At 64.6% G+C, this 18,743-nt stretch carries 14 protein-coding genes; 2 read left to right on the top strand and 12 right to left on the bottom strand.

Annotation, left to right across the window (positions count from 1 at the left end; translation table 11 throughout):
• Positions 1 to 10 precede the first annotated feature (10 nt).
• Together GGQ90_RS04180 and GGQ90_RS04175 are read left to right on the top strand one after the other, a co-directional pair.
• On the top strand, positions 11 to 1,195 hold the full coding sequence (locus GGQ90_RS04180; RefSeq protein WP_188080974.1) for a benzoate/H(+) symporter BenE family transporter: 1,185 nt from the start codon (positions 11 to 13) through the stop codon (positions 1,193 to 1,195).
• Between the two features lie 30 nt (positions 1,196 to 1,225).
• A complete protein-coding gene (locus GGQ90_RS04175) occupies positions 1,226 to 2,674 on the top strand; it encodes an alginate export family protein (protein WP_188080973.1) in 1,449 nt (482 codons plus the stop codon).
• Positions 2,675 to 2,695: 21 nt separating this feature from the next.
• Here GGQ90_RS04175 and GGQ90_RS04170 read toward each other — a convergent pair whose 3' ends face one another.
• From GGQ90_RS04170 to GGQ90_RS04115, 12 genes are all read right to left on the bottom strand, one after another.
• A complete protein-coding gene (locus GGQ90_RS04170) occupies positions 2,696 to 3,838 on the bottom strand; it encodes a hybrid sensor histidine kinase/response regulator (RefSeq protein ID WP_188080972.1) in 1,143 nt (380 codons plus the stop codon).
• Positions 3,835 to 4,410 carry a chemotaxis protein CheB gene (locus tag GGQ90_RS04165; protein ID WP_188080971.1) on the bottom strand — a complete coding sequence of 192 codons (576 nt, stop codon included), beginning with the start codon at positions 4,408 to 4,410 and terminating at the stop codon, positions 3,835 to 3,837. Before GGQ90_RS04165 ends, GGQ90_RS04170 begins: the two co-directional genes overlap by 4 nt.
• On the bottom strand, positions 4,407 to 5,231 hold the full coding sequence (locus tag GGQ90_RS04160) for a CheR family methyltransferase (protein ID WP_188080970.1): 825 nt from the start codon (positions 5,229 to 5,231) through the stop codon (positions 4,407 to 4,409). Before GGQ90_RS04160 ends, GGQ90_RS04165 begins: the two co-directional genes overlap by 4 nt.
• Positions 5,231 to 8,560, bottom strand: coding sequence for a response regulator (locus GGQ90_RS04155; protein WP_188081146.1), 3,330 nt, complete (start codon positions 8,558 to 8,560; stop codon positions 5,231 to 5,233). Before GGQ90_RS04155 ends, GGQ90_RS04160 begins: the two co-directional genes overlap by 1 nt.
• 250 nt (positions 8,561 to 8,810) lie before the next feature.
• Positions 8,811 to 9,218: a response regulator gene (locus GGQ90_RS04150; protein WP_223178085.1), complete on the bottom strand. Its 408-nt coding sequence runs from the start codon at positions 9,216 to 9,218 to the stop codon at positions 8,811 to 8,813.
• Positions 9,219 to 9,368: 150 nt separating this feature from the next.
• Entirely contained in the window at positions 9,369 to 10,325 is a 957-nt protein-coding gene (locus GGQ90_RS04145) for an alpha/beta hydrolase (RefSeq protein ID WP_188080968.1), read from the bottom strand.
• Positions 10,326 to 10,337: 12 nt separating this feature from the next.
• Positions 10,338 to 11,759: a BNR-4 repeat-containing protein gene (locus GGQ90_RS04140; RefSeq protein ID WP_188080967.1), complete on the bottom strand. Its 1,422-nt coding sequence runs from the start codon at positions 11,757 to 11,759 to the stop codon at positions 10,338 to 10,340.
• 19 nt (positions 11,760 to 11,778) lie between these two features.
• Positions 11,779 to 13,014 carry an MFS transporter gene (locus tag GGQ90_RS04135; protein WP_188080966.1) on the bottom strand — a complete coding sequence of 412 codons (1,236 nt, stop codon included), beginning with the start codon at positions 13,012 to 13,014 and terminating at the stop codon, positions 11,779 to 11,781.
• Positions 13,011 to 13,961, bottom strand: coding sequence for a 2-dehydro-3-deoxygalactonokinase (locus GGQ90_RS04130; protein WP_246428116.1), 951 nt, complete (start codon positions 13,959 to 13,961; stop codon positions 13,011 to 13,013). The genes GGQ90_RS04135 and GGQ90_RS04130 overlap by 4 nt, the downstream gene beginning before the upstream one ends.
• Before the next feature lie 8 nt (positions 13,962 to 13,969).
• Positions 13,970 to 16,615, bottom strand: a complete 2,646-nt coding sequence (locus tag GGQ90_RS04125) for a TonB-dependent receptor (RefSeq protein ID WP_246428115.1) — start codon at positions 16,613 to 16,615, stop codon at positions 13,970 to 13,972.
• 169 nt (positions 16,616 to 16,784) lie between these two features.
• Positions 16,785 to 17,507, bottom strand: a complete 723-nt coding sequence (locus GGQ90_RS04120) for an IclR family transcriptional regulator (RefSeq protein ID WP_048937100.1) — start codon at positions 17,505 to 17,507, stop codon at positions 16,785 to 16,787.
• Between the two features lie 46 nt (positions 17,508 to 17,553).
• On the bottom strand, positions 17,554 to 18,729 hold the full coding sequence (locus GGQ90_RS04115) for a mandelate racemase/muconate lactonizing enzyme family protein (RefSeq protein ID WP_188080964.1): 1,176 nt from the start codon (positions 18,727 to 18,729) through the stop codon (positions 17,554 to 17,556).
• Between the last annotated feature and the right edge of the window lie 14 nt (positions 18,730 to 18,743).

Below are 18,743 nucleotides of genomic sequence, written 5' to 3'. Positions count from 1 at the left end.
TCGGACCATCATGACTGCAAGCCAGACGGGCTGGATCCCGGCGATCATCGCCGGGATCATCGCCACCACCATATCCTATGCCGGTCCGCTGGTGATCATCTTCCAGGCGGCACAGGGCCTCGAACCCGCGCTTGTCGCCTCGTGGATCTGGGCGATCTCGATCGGCAGCGGCATCCTGGGGATCATGCTCAGCTGGCACTGGCGCGTGCCGATCGTCATCGCCTGGTCGGCGCCGGGATCGGCGCTGCTGGTGACGATGCTGCCGCAAAGTGATTTCGCGACCGCGATCGGCGCCTATATCGTCGCCAATCTCGCGGTGCTGCTGGTCGGCCTGTCCGGTGCCTTCGACAAGTTGATGCAGCGGCTGCCCGCCGCGATCACCGCCGCGATGCTGGCCGGCATCCTTTTTCGTTTCGTCGTCGACATGATTGGCGCCGTGCCGTCCGCGCCGGTCATGCTGATCGCCATGATTGCCGCCTTCTTCGCCGGCCGCGTGCTGGCGCCGCGCTATGCCGTGGTCGCGGTGCTCGTGACCGGCGTCGCCATCACCGCGCTCAGCGGCGGCCTGTCTGGATCGATCGGCACGCCGCACCTCACCATGCCGGTCTGGACGACGCCCCGCTTCGACTGGGCCGCCACCGCCAGCATTGCCGTCCCGCTGGCGGTGGTGGCGCTGACCGGCCAGTTCCTGCCCGGCATCGCCGTGCTGCGCGCCGCCGGCTACGACCAGCCCGCCGCCCGGCCGATCGTCTCGACCAGCGCCATCGCCTCGATCGCGCTTGCCCCGTTCGGCTGCCATGGCCTCAACCTTGCTGCCTTCACCGCCGCCATCTGCCTTGGCCCCGACGCCCATCCCGATCCCGCCCGCCGCTTCATGGCCGGCATCGCGGGCGGCGTCACCTATCTCGTCTTCGGCGCCTTTGCCGCCACCGTCCTGGCGCTGTTCGCCACTCTGCCCAAGACGCTGATCGCCGCGCTGGCGGGCCTCGCTTTGTTCCCGGTCGTCGCCAATTCGCTCAGCACCGCGCTGCGCGCCGAGCGGGGACGCGACGCCGCCCTTGTCACTTTCGCTGTCAGCGCATCGGGCATGACGCTGGCCGGGCTCGGCTCCGCCTTCTGGGGCCTGATCTTCGGCCTCGCCGTTCACCTGCTCCAGAACGCCATCACGAAACAGCCCGACCAAGCCACCGCATAACCAGAAAAACCCAAATCCCGGAGAGTATGCATGTTCGATCTTCTGGCGCCCGTACTGGCCGTTTCGGCAGCGCAAGCCACCCCGGCCCCGCCGCCCGCTTCTGTCGAAGTCGCGCAGAAGGAGGAGGCGCCGGCCGAGGCGCAACCGCCCCCCTCGCAGACCAGCGAGCGGCCCAAGGCGCCCAAGCCGGCGTTCCGCCCGATCAACCATGACGAGGATTATTCCGGCTTCCGCGACGTGCGCGACGCCAACCTTTGGACCCGCCTCAAATATCTGCCGATCGTTGGCAATACCTATGCGACGCTGGGCGGTGAACTGCGCCTGCGCCCCGAACTGCGGCTGGGCGAACGCTGGGGCCGCGGCCCGCAGGATGATGACGGCAATTTCCAGCAGCGCAGCCGCATCTGGGGCGACCTCCAGGTCGAAGGGCTGTTCCGCGCCTTCGTCGATCTTGAACATGCAACCAGCACCGGCCTCGATTCCGTCGTCGCCCCGATCGAGGAAGGCAGGCTCGATTTCAACCAGGCCTTTGTCGAGGCGCATGTCCCGGTCGGAAAGGCCCGTGTCACCGCGCGCCTCGGCCGGCAGGAAATCGGGATCGGCAACCAGACCGTGTTCGACATGCGCGAAGGCGCCAATACCCGCCGCTCGCTCGACCTGCTGCGCGTCATGGCCACCCAGGGGCCATGGGATGGCGGCTTCCTCACCGGTCATGCCGTGCTGGAGAAGCTCGGCACCTTCGATGACAAAACCAACCATGATTATGACCTGACCGGCTTTCATGCCGGCCGCAGCTTCGGCACCGGCGCCCGTACCGGTCGCGCCGAAGCGCTGTTCGTCTCGTCCGACCGCGCCAGCCTCGCCTTCGACAGCGAAGCCGCCGCCCGCGACCAGCGCCGCACCTTGTCGCTGCGTTATGCCGGTAAGCGCGACGCCTGGAGCATCGATGTCGAGGGCATCCGCCAATGGGGATCGTTCGGCGATCTCGACATCGATGCCTATTATGTCACCGGCACGGCCGCCTATGCCTGGCAGGGCGGATGGAAGCCCAGGCTCGCCCTGCGCGTCGATGTCGGCTCGGGCGACAAGAACCCCAATGACGGCAAGATCGGCACCTATGCCCCGCTCTTCCCCAAGCCGCTCACCTATAATGGCGACCTTGGCCCGCATAACCTGACGATCATCCAGCCGATGCTGTCGATCCAGCCGACCGCCAAGCTGAAGCTCGATGTCTCGGCGGCCGGCCTGTGGCGCACCTCCACCAAAGATGGCGTCTATTCGCTCGGGGGCCAGGTGCTTCGGCGCGGCGACGAAAGCGACAGCCGCTTCTTCGGCAAGCGTGCAACGGCGGCCGGCCAATATGCGCTCAACCCGTTCATGACGCTGGGCTTCTACACCATCTATGGCGACGTCTCGGAAAAGTTCAAACCCGGCCGCGACCTCTATTATGCCGCCACCTACCTGACCTTCCGCTTCTGACCTGTCGTCCGGCCATCCACCTCAGCAGCAAGGCAGGGGAAGCCGGACGACAAAGACGCTGCCGGACGCGGGATCGCTGGAAGCAAGCCGGATGTCGCCGTCATGCAGTTCAACGAGCTGCTTGACGAGCGCCAGGCCGATCCCCAGCCCCTCCTGCCCGCCATTCTTGCCGGATCGCACCTGCGCGAATATGTCGAAAATCTTCGCCTGCATCTCGGCCGGAATGCCGATCCCATTATCGGCCACCGCAATCTCGATCCGGTCGTCGACAATCTGCGCCGTCAGGCGGATCGCGCCACCGGGCGGCGTATATTTGGCGGCGTTGTTGAGCAGGTTGCTCGCAATCTGGGCGATCCGGGTATAGTCCGCCTCGATCCAGACCGGCGCATCGGGCATGTCGACGGCCAGCGCATGGCCCGCCGCGTCGATCGACGGCTGGCTAGCCTCGATCGCGAACGTCAGCGCGTCCTGCAGAATGATCCGCTCCTTGTTGAGCGAAATCTTTCCCTGATCGATCCGGGCTATGTCGAGCAGATCCTCCACCAGCCGTGACACATGGCGGACATGACGATCCATCTGGCCGCGAATATTGCGCGCCATGTCCGTCCCTTCGCGCCGTTCGAGCAGGTGCAGCCCTGCCCCCAGCGCCATGATGGGATTGCGCAGTTCGTGCCCCAGGATGGCCAGAAATTCATTCTTGCGCCGGTCCGCTCCCTGCAACGCATGGGCCAGCTTGGCCAGTTCGTCACGCTGCGCAACAATCTGGCGACGCTGCTCATAAAGGTCGAAGAAGACATTTGCCTTTGACCGCAATATGTCCCCCTCGATCGGCTTCTGGATGAAGTCGACCGCGCCAGCTTCATAGCCACGGAAGCGTCGTTGCAGATCGGCGCTGCCGGCGGTCAGGAAGATGATCGGGATATGGCGGGCGCGCTCATTGCCGCGCATGAACTCCGCCAGTTCAAACCCGTCCATGCCCGGCATCTGCACGTCGAGCAGGGCGAGCGCGACATCATGAACCAGCAGCATTTCCAGCGCCTCGTCGCCGGAGCGCGCCTTCAAACATTGCAGTCCGTCACGCTGCAGCAGCGCTTCGAGCGCGAGCAGATTTTCTTCAAGGTCGTCGACCAGGAGAAATTGGACGGGAGGCACTTCACTGGTCATCGGGCCGCAAGTCCCACTAGATAGGAAAGAATATCGTCAATCGACATGACATGGGCGGTCGGGCAGGCAGAAAGCGCCGCCGCAGGCATCGCAGGAACCTGCGCCGTGGCCGGGTCTTGCACGATCGCAACGCCACCGGCCGCCGCGACCGCGCGCAATCCATCGGCACCATCCTGATTGGCACCGGTCAGGATGATCGCCGCCAGCGCCGGTCCATAGGCGTCCGCGGCCGTCTCGAACAGCACGTCGATCGCCGGACGGGAATGATGCACCGCTTCGTCCGACGACAGCGCCAGCGATCGTTCCGCTTCGACCAGCAGATGATAGTCGGAGGGTGCGAAATAGATGGTGCCATCCGCAACGACTTCCTTGTCCTCCGCCTCCTTGACCCGCAGCCGACAGCGATCCCGGTACAGTGTCACCAGCGCATTGCTGCGGTCGGACGGCACATGGACGACGATCAGGATCGGCACCGACATGGTCGCAGGCAGGCCCGGCAGGATGTGCAGCAATGCCTGCACCGCGCCCGCCGAGGCACCGATCACCACAGCTTCGATCGCAGCCGCCCTCATGCGTCGCGCCTCTGGTAGATCTTCTCTTCCAGCACATAGTCGGAAAAGCCGTCGGCATGGACCGAAAAGCGCAGGCTTTCCTTCGACCCCAGACCCAGAAAACCCTTGCGCGCCAACGATCCGCGAAACAGCCCCAGAGCGCGATCCTGCAACGGCCGGTCGAAATAGATGAGGACGTTACGGCAGGAAATAAGGTGCATCTCCGCAAAGACCGCGTCGGTCACCAGGCTATGGTCGGAAAAGACGACCTGGGACCGCAGGCTCTTGTCGAACACCGCCCGGCCATAATCGGCGGTGTAATAATCCGACAATGATGTGCGGGCACCCGCCTTCTGGTGGTTCTCGGTGAATTTCCGGATTTCGCTGAGCGGATAGACCCCGGCTTCGGCGGCCTTTAGCGCCTGCGGATTGATATCCGTCGCATAGAAGAGCGTGCGCTGGTCCAACCCTTCCTCGCGGAACAGGATGGACAGCGAATAGAGTTCCTCGCCGTTGCTGCAGCCGGCTACCCAGACCTTGAGCGAGGGATAGGTTTTGAGATGCGGAATGACCTTTTCCCGCAGCGCGCGGAAATAGGAAGGATCGCGAAACATCTCGCTGACCTGAACGGTCAGATAGTTGAGCAGACGCGGCAGCGTGGCGGGATCATGCAGCAGACGATCCTGCATCGCCGAAACGCTGGCGAAGCCCAGTTGAGTGCGGGCCTGCAACACACGGCGCTTGATCGAGGCGCGCGCATAGTGGCGGAAATCATAATGGTAGCGCTGGTAGATTGCCTCCAGCAGCAGCGCGATCTCGATATCCTCGACAGCATCGCCCATCAGCGCGGCATCCACACCCGAACCAGCGACAGCAGCTTGTCCACATCGATCGGCTTGGCCATATAATCATTGGCCCCCGCCTCCAGGCAGCGCTGCTGGTCGTCGGGCATCGCCTTGGCCGTCAGCATCACGATCGACAGATCCTGCCAGCGGGCATCCCCACGGATCGCGCGCGTGGCCGACAAGCCATCCATGACCGGCATCATCACGTCCATCAGCACAAGGTCGATCGCCTTGCCAGGGTCGCCGGCCGATACGTTCAGTGCATCGATCGCTTCCTGTCCGTTACGCGCGATCTGGACGATCGCCCCGCGCGGTTCCAGCACGCTGGTCAACGAATAGACGTTGCGGACATCATCCTCGACGATGAGGATGCGGCGGCCTTCCAGCGCGGCGTCGCGATGGCGCGCCTTCTGGATCAGCTTGCGCTGTTCCACCGGCAGTTCCGACACGATCTGGTGCAGGAACAGCGATACCTCGTCGAGCAGGCGCTCGGGCGACTTCGCGCCCTTGATGATGATCGAGCTGGAATAGCGACGCAGGCGCTGCTCGTCATCGGCGGTCAGGTCGTGCCCCGTATAGACGATCACCGGCGGGAAGCCGTGCTGGCTGTCCTGGCTCAGCGTTTCCAGCAGGCTGTAGCCCGACGCATCGGGCAGCGACAGATCCAGAACCATGCAGTCATAGGTTTGCTGGCGCAGTTGCTCCAGACATTCGGCCGCGGTGCCGACGCCGACCGTCTCCACCTCGCCCGAACGCAACAGCCTGCTGACGGCGTCACGCTGCACCGGATCATCCTCGACGATCAGCACCCGCCGCATTCGTGTCGCGAGCTTCGCCTGCAGCCCCGCCAGCACGTCCGCCAGTTGATCGCGCCGCACCGGCTTTACCAGATAGCCGATCGCACCGAGCGACAGGGCGGTCTGGCTATGGTCCGACGCGGAAATGACGTGGATCGGGATATGCCGCATATCGTCGTCATGCTTGAGGCGATCGAGCACGGTCAGTCCCGACTGGTCGGGCAACCCCAGATCGAGCACGACCGCGCTGGGCTTGAAGGTGCGGGCGAGATGGATCGCCTCCTCAGCCGTGCCGGCCACAACGCACTGGAAGCCCATTTCACGCGAGAGGTCGCACACGATCGACGCGAAGGTCTGGTCATCCTCGATCACCAGCAGCAGGCGCCGTCCGTCCGACAGCGCATCGCGGTCATCCTCGATCGACCAGTCGCTCGTCACTGCACCACCTTCGTTCGCCACTGGCACCACCGCGCTCATTTGCGGCACGGACTGTTCCACGCGTTCGCGCGGCGCCGTGGCAGCCCCGGCATAGGCCAGCGGCAGGATCAGCGTGAACTGGCTGCCCCTACCCGGTTCGCTCTTCAGCCCGATCCGGCCACCGAGCAGACGCGCCAGTTCGCGCGAGATGGACAGGCCAAGGCCGGTGCCGCCATAGCGTCGGCTGATCGTGCCGTCAGCCTGATGGAAAGCGGCAAAGATGCTTTCCTGCTGCTCCGCCGAAATGCCGATGCCGGTGTCCGCGACCTCCAGCGCCAGATGATCGGCATCGACGCGCGACAGGGTGAAACGGACACGGCCGCGCTCGGTGAACTTGAACGCATTGGACAGCAGATTCTTGAGGATCTGCTCCAGCCGCAGCCTGTCCGTCTCGAACATGCCCGGCAAATCGTCGGCCACGGCAATATCGAACGCCAGCCCGCGTTCGTCGGCAACCGGCTGGAACAATTGGCGGATGTCGCCGATCAGCCGTTGCACAGACAATGTTTCCGGCTGGATCTCGACATGTCCGGCCTCGATCTTTGACAGGTCCAGAATATCGTTGATCAGGGTCAGCAGGTCGTTGCCGGACGATTCGATCGTCCGCGCATATTTGACCTGATCGGGCGACAGCGTACCCTCCGGATTATCACCCAGCAGCTTTGAAAGGATCAGCAGCGAATTGAGCGGCGTGCGCAGTTCATGCGACATGTTGGCGAGGAAGTCGGACTTATACTGGCTCGCCTGCTCCAGTTCGCGCGCCTTCACGACCAAGGAGGAACCTGCCCGCTCCAGTTCGTCGCGCTGGGTTTCCAGCGCCTGCGCCTGTTCTTCCAGCTGGCTGTTGGTTTGCTCCAGCTCGACCTGCTGCTGTTCGAGCCGGACCTGCGTCTCCTTGAGCGCCCGTCCCTGCTCTTCCAGTTCCTCGTTGGAAACGCGCAGCTCCTCGCTCTGCGCCTGAAGCTCGCCCGCCTGCCGCTGGGTTTCCTCCAGAGCATCCTGCAACTGGGCGCGGAAGCGCGCCGAACGAAGCGCGACGCCAATGGCAGCCGATGCTTCGTCGAGCAGTTCCAGCATCTGGCCGTCGACCCGGTCGAAAAAGCCCAGTTCCAGAACGGCGTTCACCACCTCGTCGGCCTTGGCTGGAACGATGATCAGATGCCGGGGCTTGTCGCGCCCCAGAGCAGAACCGACGGTAAGATAGCCGTCGGGTATGTCGTTTAGCAGCAGCGAACGCCCCTCCGCCGCGACCTGCCCCAACAGGCCTTCCTTGAGGCCGAAGCTGGTCGGTACATCAGCGTCCATCGGCACGCCCAGGGTTGCCGTCCGGTGGAACAGTCCGCGCTCCCCCTTGAACAGGGCACCGCCGCGCGCGCCGAGATATTCGGACAGGAAGCGCAGGATCGCGTCGGACAGATCCTCCACCGACTTGTCGCCACGCATCGCGTCGGACAGGCCGACCTGCCCGGCCTGGAGCCAGACCTGTCGCGTCCGCGCCCGATTGGCACGCCGCAGCATGATGAAGATGGCGATGGTCAGCGCCGCGCCGAGCAGTGCCGATACGATACCGCTGCTTATCGCCGTGCTGGACGCAGCATTCATGTCCTCGATACGGATCTGGCGCAGCCGCAATTCCTCCTGCGCCATCGCATCGAGTTGCGCACGGATGGCGTCCATCTCCATCTTGCCGCGATCGGTCGTCACGACATCGAGCGCGGCCTGAAATCCCTGCGTCCGGCGCAGGCCAATGGTTTCCCGCAATTCGGCCAGCTTGGCGTCGAGATGGCGGTGCAGCGGCACGAGATTGGCCTGCTGCGTCGGATTGTCGCGGGTCAACTCGCTGACTGTCTTGTACCGATCGGCGACCGCCTTCGTCGCACTATTATAGGGTTCCAGATAGCTGTCAGCCCCGGTCAGCAGATAGCCCCGTTGCCCGGTTTCCACGTCCTGTGTCGCCGACAGCAGGTCATCGAGCGCGATCAGCACCGCATGGGTGTGGCGGATGGACTCGTTGCTGGCGCGCAGCGTCTCTATGTTCCAATAGGCTGTCATGCCGCTGACGACGAAAAAGAGCAGGCCGAGCGACAGGCCTGCGATGGACCATAGACGGCCACCGCGTCCGAAATTGGCGTTCAAGGCTATGGTCTTTCCTGAAGATGCGGGCAAAGGCCCATTGGGGTCATTGCTCGACTATCGACGGGGCACTTGCAAGTGCAAGCCCCACTGCTGCCATTCTGATCTGGATCAGTGAGAAAAACCGGAGCGTTCCCGCCGCCATGGCGAAAACGCGGATGGGTGGCGGTCATAGGAGCGCTTCGACGAAAATATTGGCGAGTTCCTGCGGCCGATAAGGCTTTGGGACAAAGACAATATCCTCCGCTATTTCGCTGTCGGGCGGTATGACCTTGCCTGATGTGACGACCACCCGGATGGCGGGCCAGGATCGCTTGATCAGCCGGGCCAGTGCCAACCCGTCACATGCGCCAGGCATATCGATGTCGGTGAAGACCAGATCAATATTCGGATCGCGTTCCAGGATCGCCACGGCCTCTTCGCTGCTGCCGGCCTCCAGCACGCCATAGCCCTGGTCCATCGCAACGTCAGCGGCCAGCATCCTGATCAGGAACTCATCCTCGACAATCAGAATTTGCGCTCCGTCGGCAGCTTCAGCCAGATTCACACCCATCTCCGCACCGGCGCCCTGCGCCACTCACAACGGAGCGGTGAAATGACCCCCAACGTCCTCTCGGACAACGCGCAGGGAAAGCCTGTCCGCACTATAAGTTCCCTGAAACCATGCACATGACGGAAAATATTTTTCCCCATGCCTTTTGGCGGCCGCCACCCGCTCTCTTGCCGCTCAGACCAGCCCGTTGCGAATCTGCCATTTGCGCGCGATCGTCGGCCAGTCGGCAAAAGGCTGGGCCGGGTCGCCACGCAGGCCGACGCCATGGCTACCCTCGTCGAACAGATGCATGTCGATCGCCCCCTGCGCCGCGCGCACCGCGCCGAACAGGGTCAGCGACTGATCGACCGGGACGGTGCGGTCATGGACCGAATGGAACAGGATCATAGGCGGCGTGGTCGACGGCACGATCTTGTCCAGCGAATAGGCGGCCATCTGCGCTTCGCTTGGATTGTCGCCGATCAGCGACCTTCGACTGCCGCCATTGGTCGCGCCGGCCATCGTCACCACCGGATAGAGCAGGATCGCCCCGTCCGGCCGGGCCGACAGATGATCGGCGCTTTCCGCCATCGGATAGGTGCGGTCATTGGGCCGCATACACAGGCTGCCGGCCAGATGGCCGCCGGCGGACCCGCCCAGCACCAGCACCCGCTGCGGATCGACGGTCCAGCCGCCGCTGCGCCCGGCGCGGATCAACCGCATCGCCCGCTGCGCGTCCTGCAGCGCGACATCGGCGCCCGCCGCCCATCGGTCGGCCGGCAGGCGATAGCGCAGGACGAAGGCATGGATGCCCATGTCCGCCATCCAGCGCGCGCATTCATAGCCTTCCCGATCGATGCCGACCCGCGAATAGCCGCCGCCCGGGATTATCAGCACCGCCGCGCCCGTGGGCTTGGCCGCCGCGAACCAGGACAGGGTCGGCCGCGTCACATGGATGCCGACACGGTATCGATAACCCAGCGTATCGATCTGGTCGTCCACGGCTTCGGTGATGGCAGGTATCGTGCCGCCCGGCACGCCGTCGGGCCAGAGCGGGATGATCTGCGTCGGCTCGTCCGTGGCCGCGGAAAAGCGGCCGAACAGCGGTGAACTTGCCACCGCTGCCAGAAATTCGCGTCGACTGCCGATCATCCCGTCTCCCTTTCAGTTCGTGACCTGCGTCAGATAGACGCTGCCTGTGGTGCTGTTCACATCGGTCGGCGCGGCGCCATAGATGATGTCGGTGTCGGCCGAGAGCGGCACCGTGGCAAGCCGGGTTATCGCCTTGCCGGGCGCGAGGTCGGTGATCGTCCAGCCCGACGCCGTCGATGTCTTGAGCCCCTGGCGCAGCCCTTCGCCGGTGGTGGCGAAATAGACCCGGACCTGCGCCGCCGTGCGCGATATGCCCAGCGCTGCGGGCACGTTGTTGCTGGCCGCATAGATTTTTTCCCGGCTGGTCCAGCCGGTGCCGCTCCAGCGCACGCGCCAGACGTCGAAATTGGCGTCCCCGCTGCCGTCGGTCGGACGATAGCGATAGGCGATGGTTGGCTGGTTATAATCGTCGAGCGCCAGCTTGGCGCTCTGCAACCCCTTGAGCGTCTGGTTGGTGGTGAAGACCTCGCCCGACTGAAGCGGCAGGAAGAAGAGCTTGGCATTGGCAAGGCCGACCGGAAGCGTCGCCGCCGTGCCATCGGCATAGCTCCAGCCGCCACCGGTCGGCGAATAGCGCAGATAGCTGCCATAATGGCGCAGCGACCGGGGCAGCGATTTGGCCCATTCCCACAGCAGATGGACGCTGCCGTCGCTGCCGAAGCTCATGTCGTCGGGATAGACGACTGCGTCATTGGCCGCCGCGAAGGTGCCGACATGGTTCCAACTGCCGCTGCTGCCCGCCATGGTCCAGCGATACAGTTCGCCCTCGCCATCATAGGTCGCCGCATCATAGCTGCGGATCATCAGATAGACGTCGCCATTGGGTGCCCGCTTGGCGACCGGATAGGTGTAGAGGCCGGTGGCGGGAATATCGGTCTGGCGGGTGAAGCTCATGCCGCCGGGCGCGTCGGCGCGGAAATAGCGCATGCCGTCCGGCAGATTGTGCATGTCGGCCCAGACATGCAGCACGCCCGCGCCGTCGACCGCGATGGTCGGCTGCTTGTGGCCGATATCGTCCGCCTCGGTCCAGACCGTGCCATCCGGATTGCGCAGCACCGCGAAGGTCCAGGCACCGCTCGTGTCGCGCTTGCCGATCTTGACCTCATGGCTGCCGGCCGCGCCGGACGCGGGCGGGCTGTCAAAGGCGACATAGAGGGTGCCATCGGGCGCCAGCGCGATCGGCACCCACCAGGCCGCCTGGTTGGAGGAGTCCGCGTCGCGCGGCACCCGTTCGACGCTGATGCTGGCGGCGAGCGCCGCCGCCATCGGCTCTTCCGCCGTGGCCTGTAAAGGGCTGCCGAGACTGACCCAGTTGGCAATAGCGCTCGTAGCTCCGCTAGTGCCGCCCGTGGTAGTTGCATCGCTCAGCAGCAGCGCGGCCGACGCCGTTCCGGCAAGGGCAATCCCCCCTGCCAGTCCATAGAAACGCTTCATCTTCCTCTCCCACTTGTTGTTATGCGTGGACGAGTTGGCCTTCCCCGTTGGATCGGCGCGCGCTGCGCAGCGCCAGGAAGGCAAGCAGAAAGGCGATCGGGTGGAGCAGCGCCATCAAGAGGAAGCTGCGTTCGAACGCACCGCCCGCCACAAGCTGGCCGACCAGTTGGGTCGAGAGCAGGCCGCCAAGTCCGCTGCCTGCCGCGACCACGCCGAACACGGTGGCAACGATACGGGTGGGGTAGAGATCGACGATCAGCGTGCTGATGTTGATCTGGAACAGAAGATGGGCAAAGGCGACGGCAGAGGCGAGCGCGAACAGGATCGGCAGGGCCGGATGGCTGGCCGCGATCGCGCCGAGCGGCGCCACCAACGCGGCCGCGCCCATCACGATGATGCGGCTGGTCGCCGGCGCCACGCCGCGCGCGATCAAGCGACTTGAGAAGAAACCGCCGCCGATGCTGCCCAGGTCCGCCGCGAGATAGACGATCCACGCCATGGAAGCGACCGCGATCAGGGTCAGGCCATAGATGTCGGTCAGATATTTGGGGAACCAGAAGAGGTAGAAATACCAGACCGGATCGGCGACCGCGCGGGCGCCGGCGAGCAGCCAGACCGACCGGTCGCGCAGGATGCGCCCCCACAGCGCGCCTTCGCTGATCTGCTCCTCCTTCGGTTCCGGGGCGTTCCGCGGGTAGAGGTTAAGCCAGACGACCAGCCAGACAAGACCCGTCGCGCCGGTGACAATGAAGGCCGCACGCCAGCCGAAATGCAGCGCGATGCCGGCGATTAGCGGCGGCGCCAGCGTTGCGCCGATCATCGCGCCGGCCGTATAGATGCCAAGCGCAATGCCGCGTTCCTTGGGCGGGAAATGTTCCGACACCGCCTTGGGGCCGGCGGTATAATTGCCGGCTTCCCCGAGCCCCAGCGCGAAGCGCGCCGCGCCCAGCTCCCCTGCCGACCGGACGAAGCCGGTCAGCAGGTTCGCCAGCGACCACCAGCCCACGAACAGCGCCAGCGACAGGCGCGTGCCCAGCCAGTCGGTCACCCTGCCGGCCATCAGATAGGCGAAGGTATAGGCAATCAGGAAAGCCTGGACGACGCGCGCATAGGCGATGTCGTCCATATGCAGGTCGCGCTGCACCGTGGTCGCCAGGATCGAAAGCGCCTGCCGGTCGAGATAGTTGATCACGGTCGAGGCGAACAGCATCGCCAGGATCGCCCATCTGATCTTCCGGGCCTTCCCCTCGATCATGCGGCAGCAGCCTCCATGCGCGCGGCGATAGCCGACAGGCCGGCAAGCGCTGTGCCATCGCCAGCCGCTTTCTCCGTCGCAATTCCCAGCCGGTCGCAGACCCGGCCATAAAGATCGACCAGCAGTTCCGCGCCGACCAGGACGATGGTTTCCACCGCCATGCCCCGCGCCCGATGGGCGGCGACCGCGTCGCGCACCTCCGCACCGATCATCAACCCGGACAGGAAGGAAGGCGCGGCCTCGCTGGTCAATTCTCCCATCAGGATGCGGCTGCGCAGCGCGAACAGCCCATGCTCGATCGCCAAGGTCGGGTCATCGACCACCAGCCCGGCACCAACATCGAAGGCGGCGATGTCGGTCGGCGCGGCCGGATCATAGGGCTTGGCCAGCGACCGGCCGAGCAGCCCATGGGCGAGCAGCAGTTCGCGCATTTCCCCCTGCATCGAGGTAACGAAATCCAGCACCGTCCGCCCCCGAGTCCGCACCCATTTGGCATGCGTGCCCGGCAGGCAGATCAACCGGTCGGCATCATCATCCGCCACGCCGGCCAGCCAGCCGAACAATTGCACTTCCTCGCCCCGCATCACGTCGGGCTGGCCGAAGATGTTGCGGCAGGACAGGCCCGGCACGATCGCAACCGGGCATCCCGCCGCCTCGAACCGCAGCAGCGCGCCGGCCATCGCCTCCGGTCCGGCGGGGCAAGGCAGATAGGCCGCCTCGCGCCAGCCGATGGTCGACCCGATCATGCCCGACAGCAGCACCGGCATCGGACCATGGCGATCGATCCAATCGCCTGCCGCCGCGCGGAAGGCAGCTTCATGATCGGCCACATCCTTGGCGCCCTTGCCGCGCACCGTCTCGACCGGGACCAGCCGCCCTTCCTCCACCCGGCACAGGTGGAGGCGCATGTTGCTCGATCCCCAATCGCCCGCGATCAGCATATTCATTCCCGTCCTCAGAACTTGAAATTGGCGCCGATGGCGAAGCGGCGGCCCTGCTCGGCATAGAGGGCGATCGCTTCGGGCGCTCCGGTATAGCGGATCTGCTTCTCGTTGGTCAGGTTGCCAGCCTCGGCATAGATACCGAAGGCGCCGAAATCATAGCGGAGCGATGCGTCGATCGTTTCATAGGGCTTGAAGAAGGAGCCTTCGCCACCCGCCGTCACGCTGTCGAGATAGCCCGAGCGGTAATTATAGGCGACACGCAAGCCGAACCCGTCCTTCTCATAATAGCCGACCAGATTGGCATTATGCTTGGACAGCCCTTCCAGCGGCAGGGTGGCGCCGGTGCGGGCATTCACGAACGGCGTGCTGCTGTCGATATAGCTGTAGTTGGCCAGGATGCCGAAGCCACTGGCAAAGCCGTCGAGGAAGTTGAAGGGCAACTGCAGCATCACTTCCGCGCCCTTGAGCTTGCCGCCCTCGCCATTGACCTTGCGGGTGACCAGGAATTGCTGGGTCTCGCCCGGCACATCCTCGAAGGTCGAGCGGGTGGTCAGGAAGGAACCGATATCCTTGTAGAAAAGGCCGACGGTCAGCGCCGAACCCTGGCGGAAATACCATTCCAGCGACACGTCATACTGGTCCGCGCGGAAGGGCTTGAGGTTTGGATTGCCGCCGGTCCCGGTATAGACGATGCGGTTGAGCAGCAGGCCGGGGCTCAGATCCTGCGAGTCCGGCAGGCCGACGACCTTGGCCGCGCCGACACGGGCCACCAGTTGATCGGTCAGGTCGAACTTCAGCACCGCGCTCGGCAACCAGTCCTCATAAGATGGCGATGCGGTGACCGGCTGGAATGTCCCATCGACGCGGCGCAGCGCGGACACCGCATCGCGATCGGTGCTGGTGTAGCGCAGGCCGATATTGCCGGAGAAGGGAATGCTGCCCAGATCGCCCTTCAGATTGAGCTTCACATAGCCGGCCTTGGTGCTCTCATCGAGCTTGTAGGAGGCGGTAGGGTCCAGCACGCGCGGCGTGCAGCTGCCCAATATCGCCTCGCAGGCGAAGTCCGCGCCAGTGCCGAACGGATTGCCGACCAGATAGGATTGGGCGAAGAGCGCCTTGCCACCCAGCAGATCGGAGAAGCTGCCGACCTCATAGAGCGCCGCATCCCGATCGGTCAGGCGGACCGAGGACGTAAGCTGCGAGAGCAGCGAATTGCGCGCGGTCTTGAGCTTGGCGATACGGCCGCCGACCTCGAAGGAGTCCAGCACGCCGCTTTCGATCGCATAGCGCAGGTCGATCCGGCCGGCATATTCCTTCGCATTGGATTCAAAGCGGTTATCGAAGAAGTTGGAATAGTTGTAGAGCGACGGATCGAGCAGGTCGACGCCCGAAGGCAGCGTCAGTTGCGGCACGCCGCCGCCGGTGAAATCGAACGATGTCAGATAGGATGCCCGCGTCTGGGTACGGACATAGGTCTGGTTGTAATTGAGCTGGGCGTCCGAATAGCTACCCTCCGCCTTGATCGTCCACGGCCCCTTCTCATAACGCAGGTTGAGCGCGCTGGAGAGCGAGTCATCCCTGATCGTCAGCCGCTCGTCATTACCCTGCAACGGCCGGCGGACCGTGCCCGCGACCAGCACCTCATTGGGCGAGAAGCTATAATCGACATAGTCCGCGCCATTGCTGGTCAGCGCCACGGCGAACCAGTTGCGCCGGCGCTTGGCCTTGCCGGCGGCATAGACGGTGTCCAGCGACAGCTCCAGCTCGTCGGTCGGCCGCCATTGCAGCACGACATTGGCGCCCAGCCGCTTGCGCCGCTCGCGCAGCCGCTGATAGCGCAGGTCGGCGATATAGGTGCCGGCCAGTCCGTCGCCATTGGGATCATTGTCGGCCACGCCATCGCCATTGGCGTCGAACGCGCCGGTCAGCGGCAGGAATCCGGCGAAGCTGTTGAAGCTGTCTTCCTGGATCGGCCGGTCCGATGCGGTCACATTGACCAGCACGCCGAACCGATCATCGAAATTGCGCGAATAAAGCAGCGAACCGCTGACACCCTTGCGGTCGAGCATGTCGGCATAGCTGCCCTCGATCCGGCCGGCGATCATGGTGTTGGGGGCGTCGAGCGGCTTGCGGGTGATGATGTTGACCGTGCCGCCCAGTGACCCGTCAATCTGGTCGGCGGACAGCAGCTTGGTCACCTCCAGCCGACTGATCAGCTCGGCGGGATAGAGCGACAGCGGATTGAAATCGGCGTCGGCCGGCACGCCAGGGCCACGACCGAAGGGGCTGACCAGCGACCGGCCATTCACCTCAGTCCGGTTCTGGCGCAGGCCGCGGATCGAGACGCTGGTGCCGTCGCCGAGCGAGCGGCGGATCTGCACGCCCGACACGCGCTGGAGCGATTCCGCGATATTCTGGTCGGGCAGCTTGCCGACATCCTCGGCCACGATCGAGTCAACGAAGGTGACAGCCTGGCGCTTGGTCTCGATGCCCTTGCTCAGGCTCTGGCGAATGCCGGTGACGACGATATCGGCGACCGCGCCATCGGCCGCCTGGGCGGGCTGCGGCTCCGCTGTTTCCTGGGCGGTTGCGATCGTCGGAAACGCGACCGTGGTGGCCAGTACCAACAGGCTCGCGCATTTTGCTACCTTGCGCATCTTCATCCCCTCCTGTGCGAGCATTGTGCTTCTGAGAAGGAAATTGTTGCACAATTAGCGACGTGTCAATCCCGAAATCTGAAATTTGTTGCTTTTATATCGATTTAATTGGCCATTTTTACTGGAGAAAATCGATGCACCCCTATATTTGTATCATATGAAGCAACATTCATTCCCCGATGTGCTGCGCCGCCTCGCGCAGAGCCTCGACCAGCGGCGCCGTCGCCCCCTCGGGAATCCAGCCGGACATGGCGATGCCGGCATGAACCGGATCGCCCATCGACACCGACACGATATGATGGTCGCGCTCGTCGGCGACATGGACGCGCGCATAGCCCAGCGCACGGACCTCGCTCAGCTTGGCGAGCAGGCTGTCGATGCCGTCGGGGAACATGGGAATGTCGCGCCCTTCATAAAGCTCGCGCACATCCGCGTCCTCCAGTTCGGCCAGCAGCGCGATGCCGATGCCGCTGGTGGTTGCCGGCAACAGGCCGATACGGCCCAGGCCGCGCGACGCCTCGATCCCCGGCGGGGCGTGAAAGAGATAGGAGACGCTGTCGTTCCACAATACGCCCATCGCCACCGTATGGCCATAGCGGCGCAGCTGCTCCAGCTCCGGCAGGGCGCGGCGGATCAGGCCGGACGCGAACAGGCTCTGCGCCGCCAGCACATGCATGCCCGGCCCGGCGGTATATTTGCGGTTCGCGGTCTGGCGGGCTATGCCCAGATAGGCCAGCGTCTTGAGCAGCCGATTGATCTTGGTCGGATCGGAATCCAGCTGTCGCGCCAGTTCGCGGCAGCCGATCGGCTCGGGCGAGGAAGCGAGCGCCTGAAGCGTGGTGATCCCGTCGATCAGGCTCTGGTTGGGCTGGGCGTTGATTTTCGTGCGCATGGCCGTTTCTAGCGTCCGACCATGGCGTTTAGCCAGCCCAGATCTTTCATTGCCGTCCCCGCGTTACATGGTTCCAGAAGGCCGCGTTCGGCGCCACCCCCAATCCCGGCCCTTCGGGCAGGGCAAAAGCGCCGGCCGTGCAGGACAGGCGCCCGTCGAGCAGCAGCGCCGAACGCGGCAGGATCGAATGCTGATATTCATGATAGGGCAGATCGCGCACCGCCGCAGCGGCATGCAGGCTGGCCGCCGCGAAGATGCCGACGCCGATGGTCGCATGCGGCATCACCCGGACATGATGTGCCTCCGCCAGCCTGGCAATGCGCATGAACTGGGTAATACCGGTATGGCCCATCTCAGGCTGCACGATCGATACTGCCCGCGCTTCCAGTCGCGGCCGGGCGTCGAACACGCTGCGCCATTCCTCGCCCGCCGCGATCGGCGTCGCGACGCGGGCAGCGACATCGGCCAGCCCCGCCACATCCTCGGGCTTGACCGGTGCCTCGGCGAAATAGAGGTCATGCGGCTCCAGCCGGCGGATCAGTGCCACCGCCTCGGCCGCCGAATACATCCAGTGCAGGTCGACCATCAGCTTGACGTCCGGGCCGATCGCGGCCCGCAAGGCCCGCGCCTCCGCCTCGATACCGTCGAAACTGACGACACCGGCGAATTTGATCGCATCGAATCCCTGGTCGACGAAGCGCTTCGCCAGCGCGCAGCGCGCCTCCAACGTCGGTTCCGGCAGGCCGGAGACATAGGCCGGAATAGTCTCGCGCCGCTGGCCGCCCAGGACGCGGCAAAGCGGCAGGCCGACGGCGCGGGCATGAATGTCCCACAGCGCGATGTCGACCGCCGCCATCGCGTCCAGCCAGAAACCGCCCTGATAGCCGCGCACTCGCATCAGGTCGTAAAGATCTTCCCAGATCACCTCGACATCATGGGCCGATCGGCCGACCAGGATCGGCGCGATGACATCATCGACCAGTTCATGGATCGCCCCCGGCGCGACCAGGCCATAGGTTTCGCCCCAGCCGACCAGTCCCGACCGGCTGGTGGCGCGCACCACCACCGATCGGTCGACCGTCGGATAGATGGTGCCGTTGCGGCGCCGGACGATATAGCCGGCCGCGTTGACTTCCTCGCCCGGCCCCAATGCGCCCAGATAGGGCACATCGCGGGGTATGGTGACGGTGAAGACATCCAGCCGCTCGATCACATCGTCCATCGCGCCCATATCCT

Source organism: Sphingobium scionense (assembly GCF_014197035.1).
In the GTDB taxonomy this organism is placed as follows: domain Bacteria; phylum Pseudomonadota; class Alphaproteobacteria; order Sphingomonadales; family Sphingomonadaceae; genus Sphingobium; species Sphingobium scionense.
The sequence above is the reverse complement of the archived record's forward strand: the minus strand, read 5'-3'. Positions and strand labels throughout refer to the sequence as shown.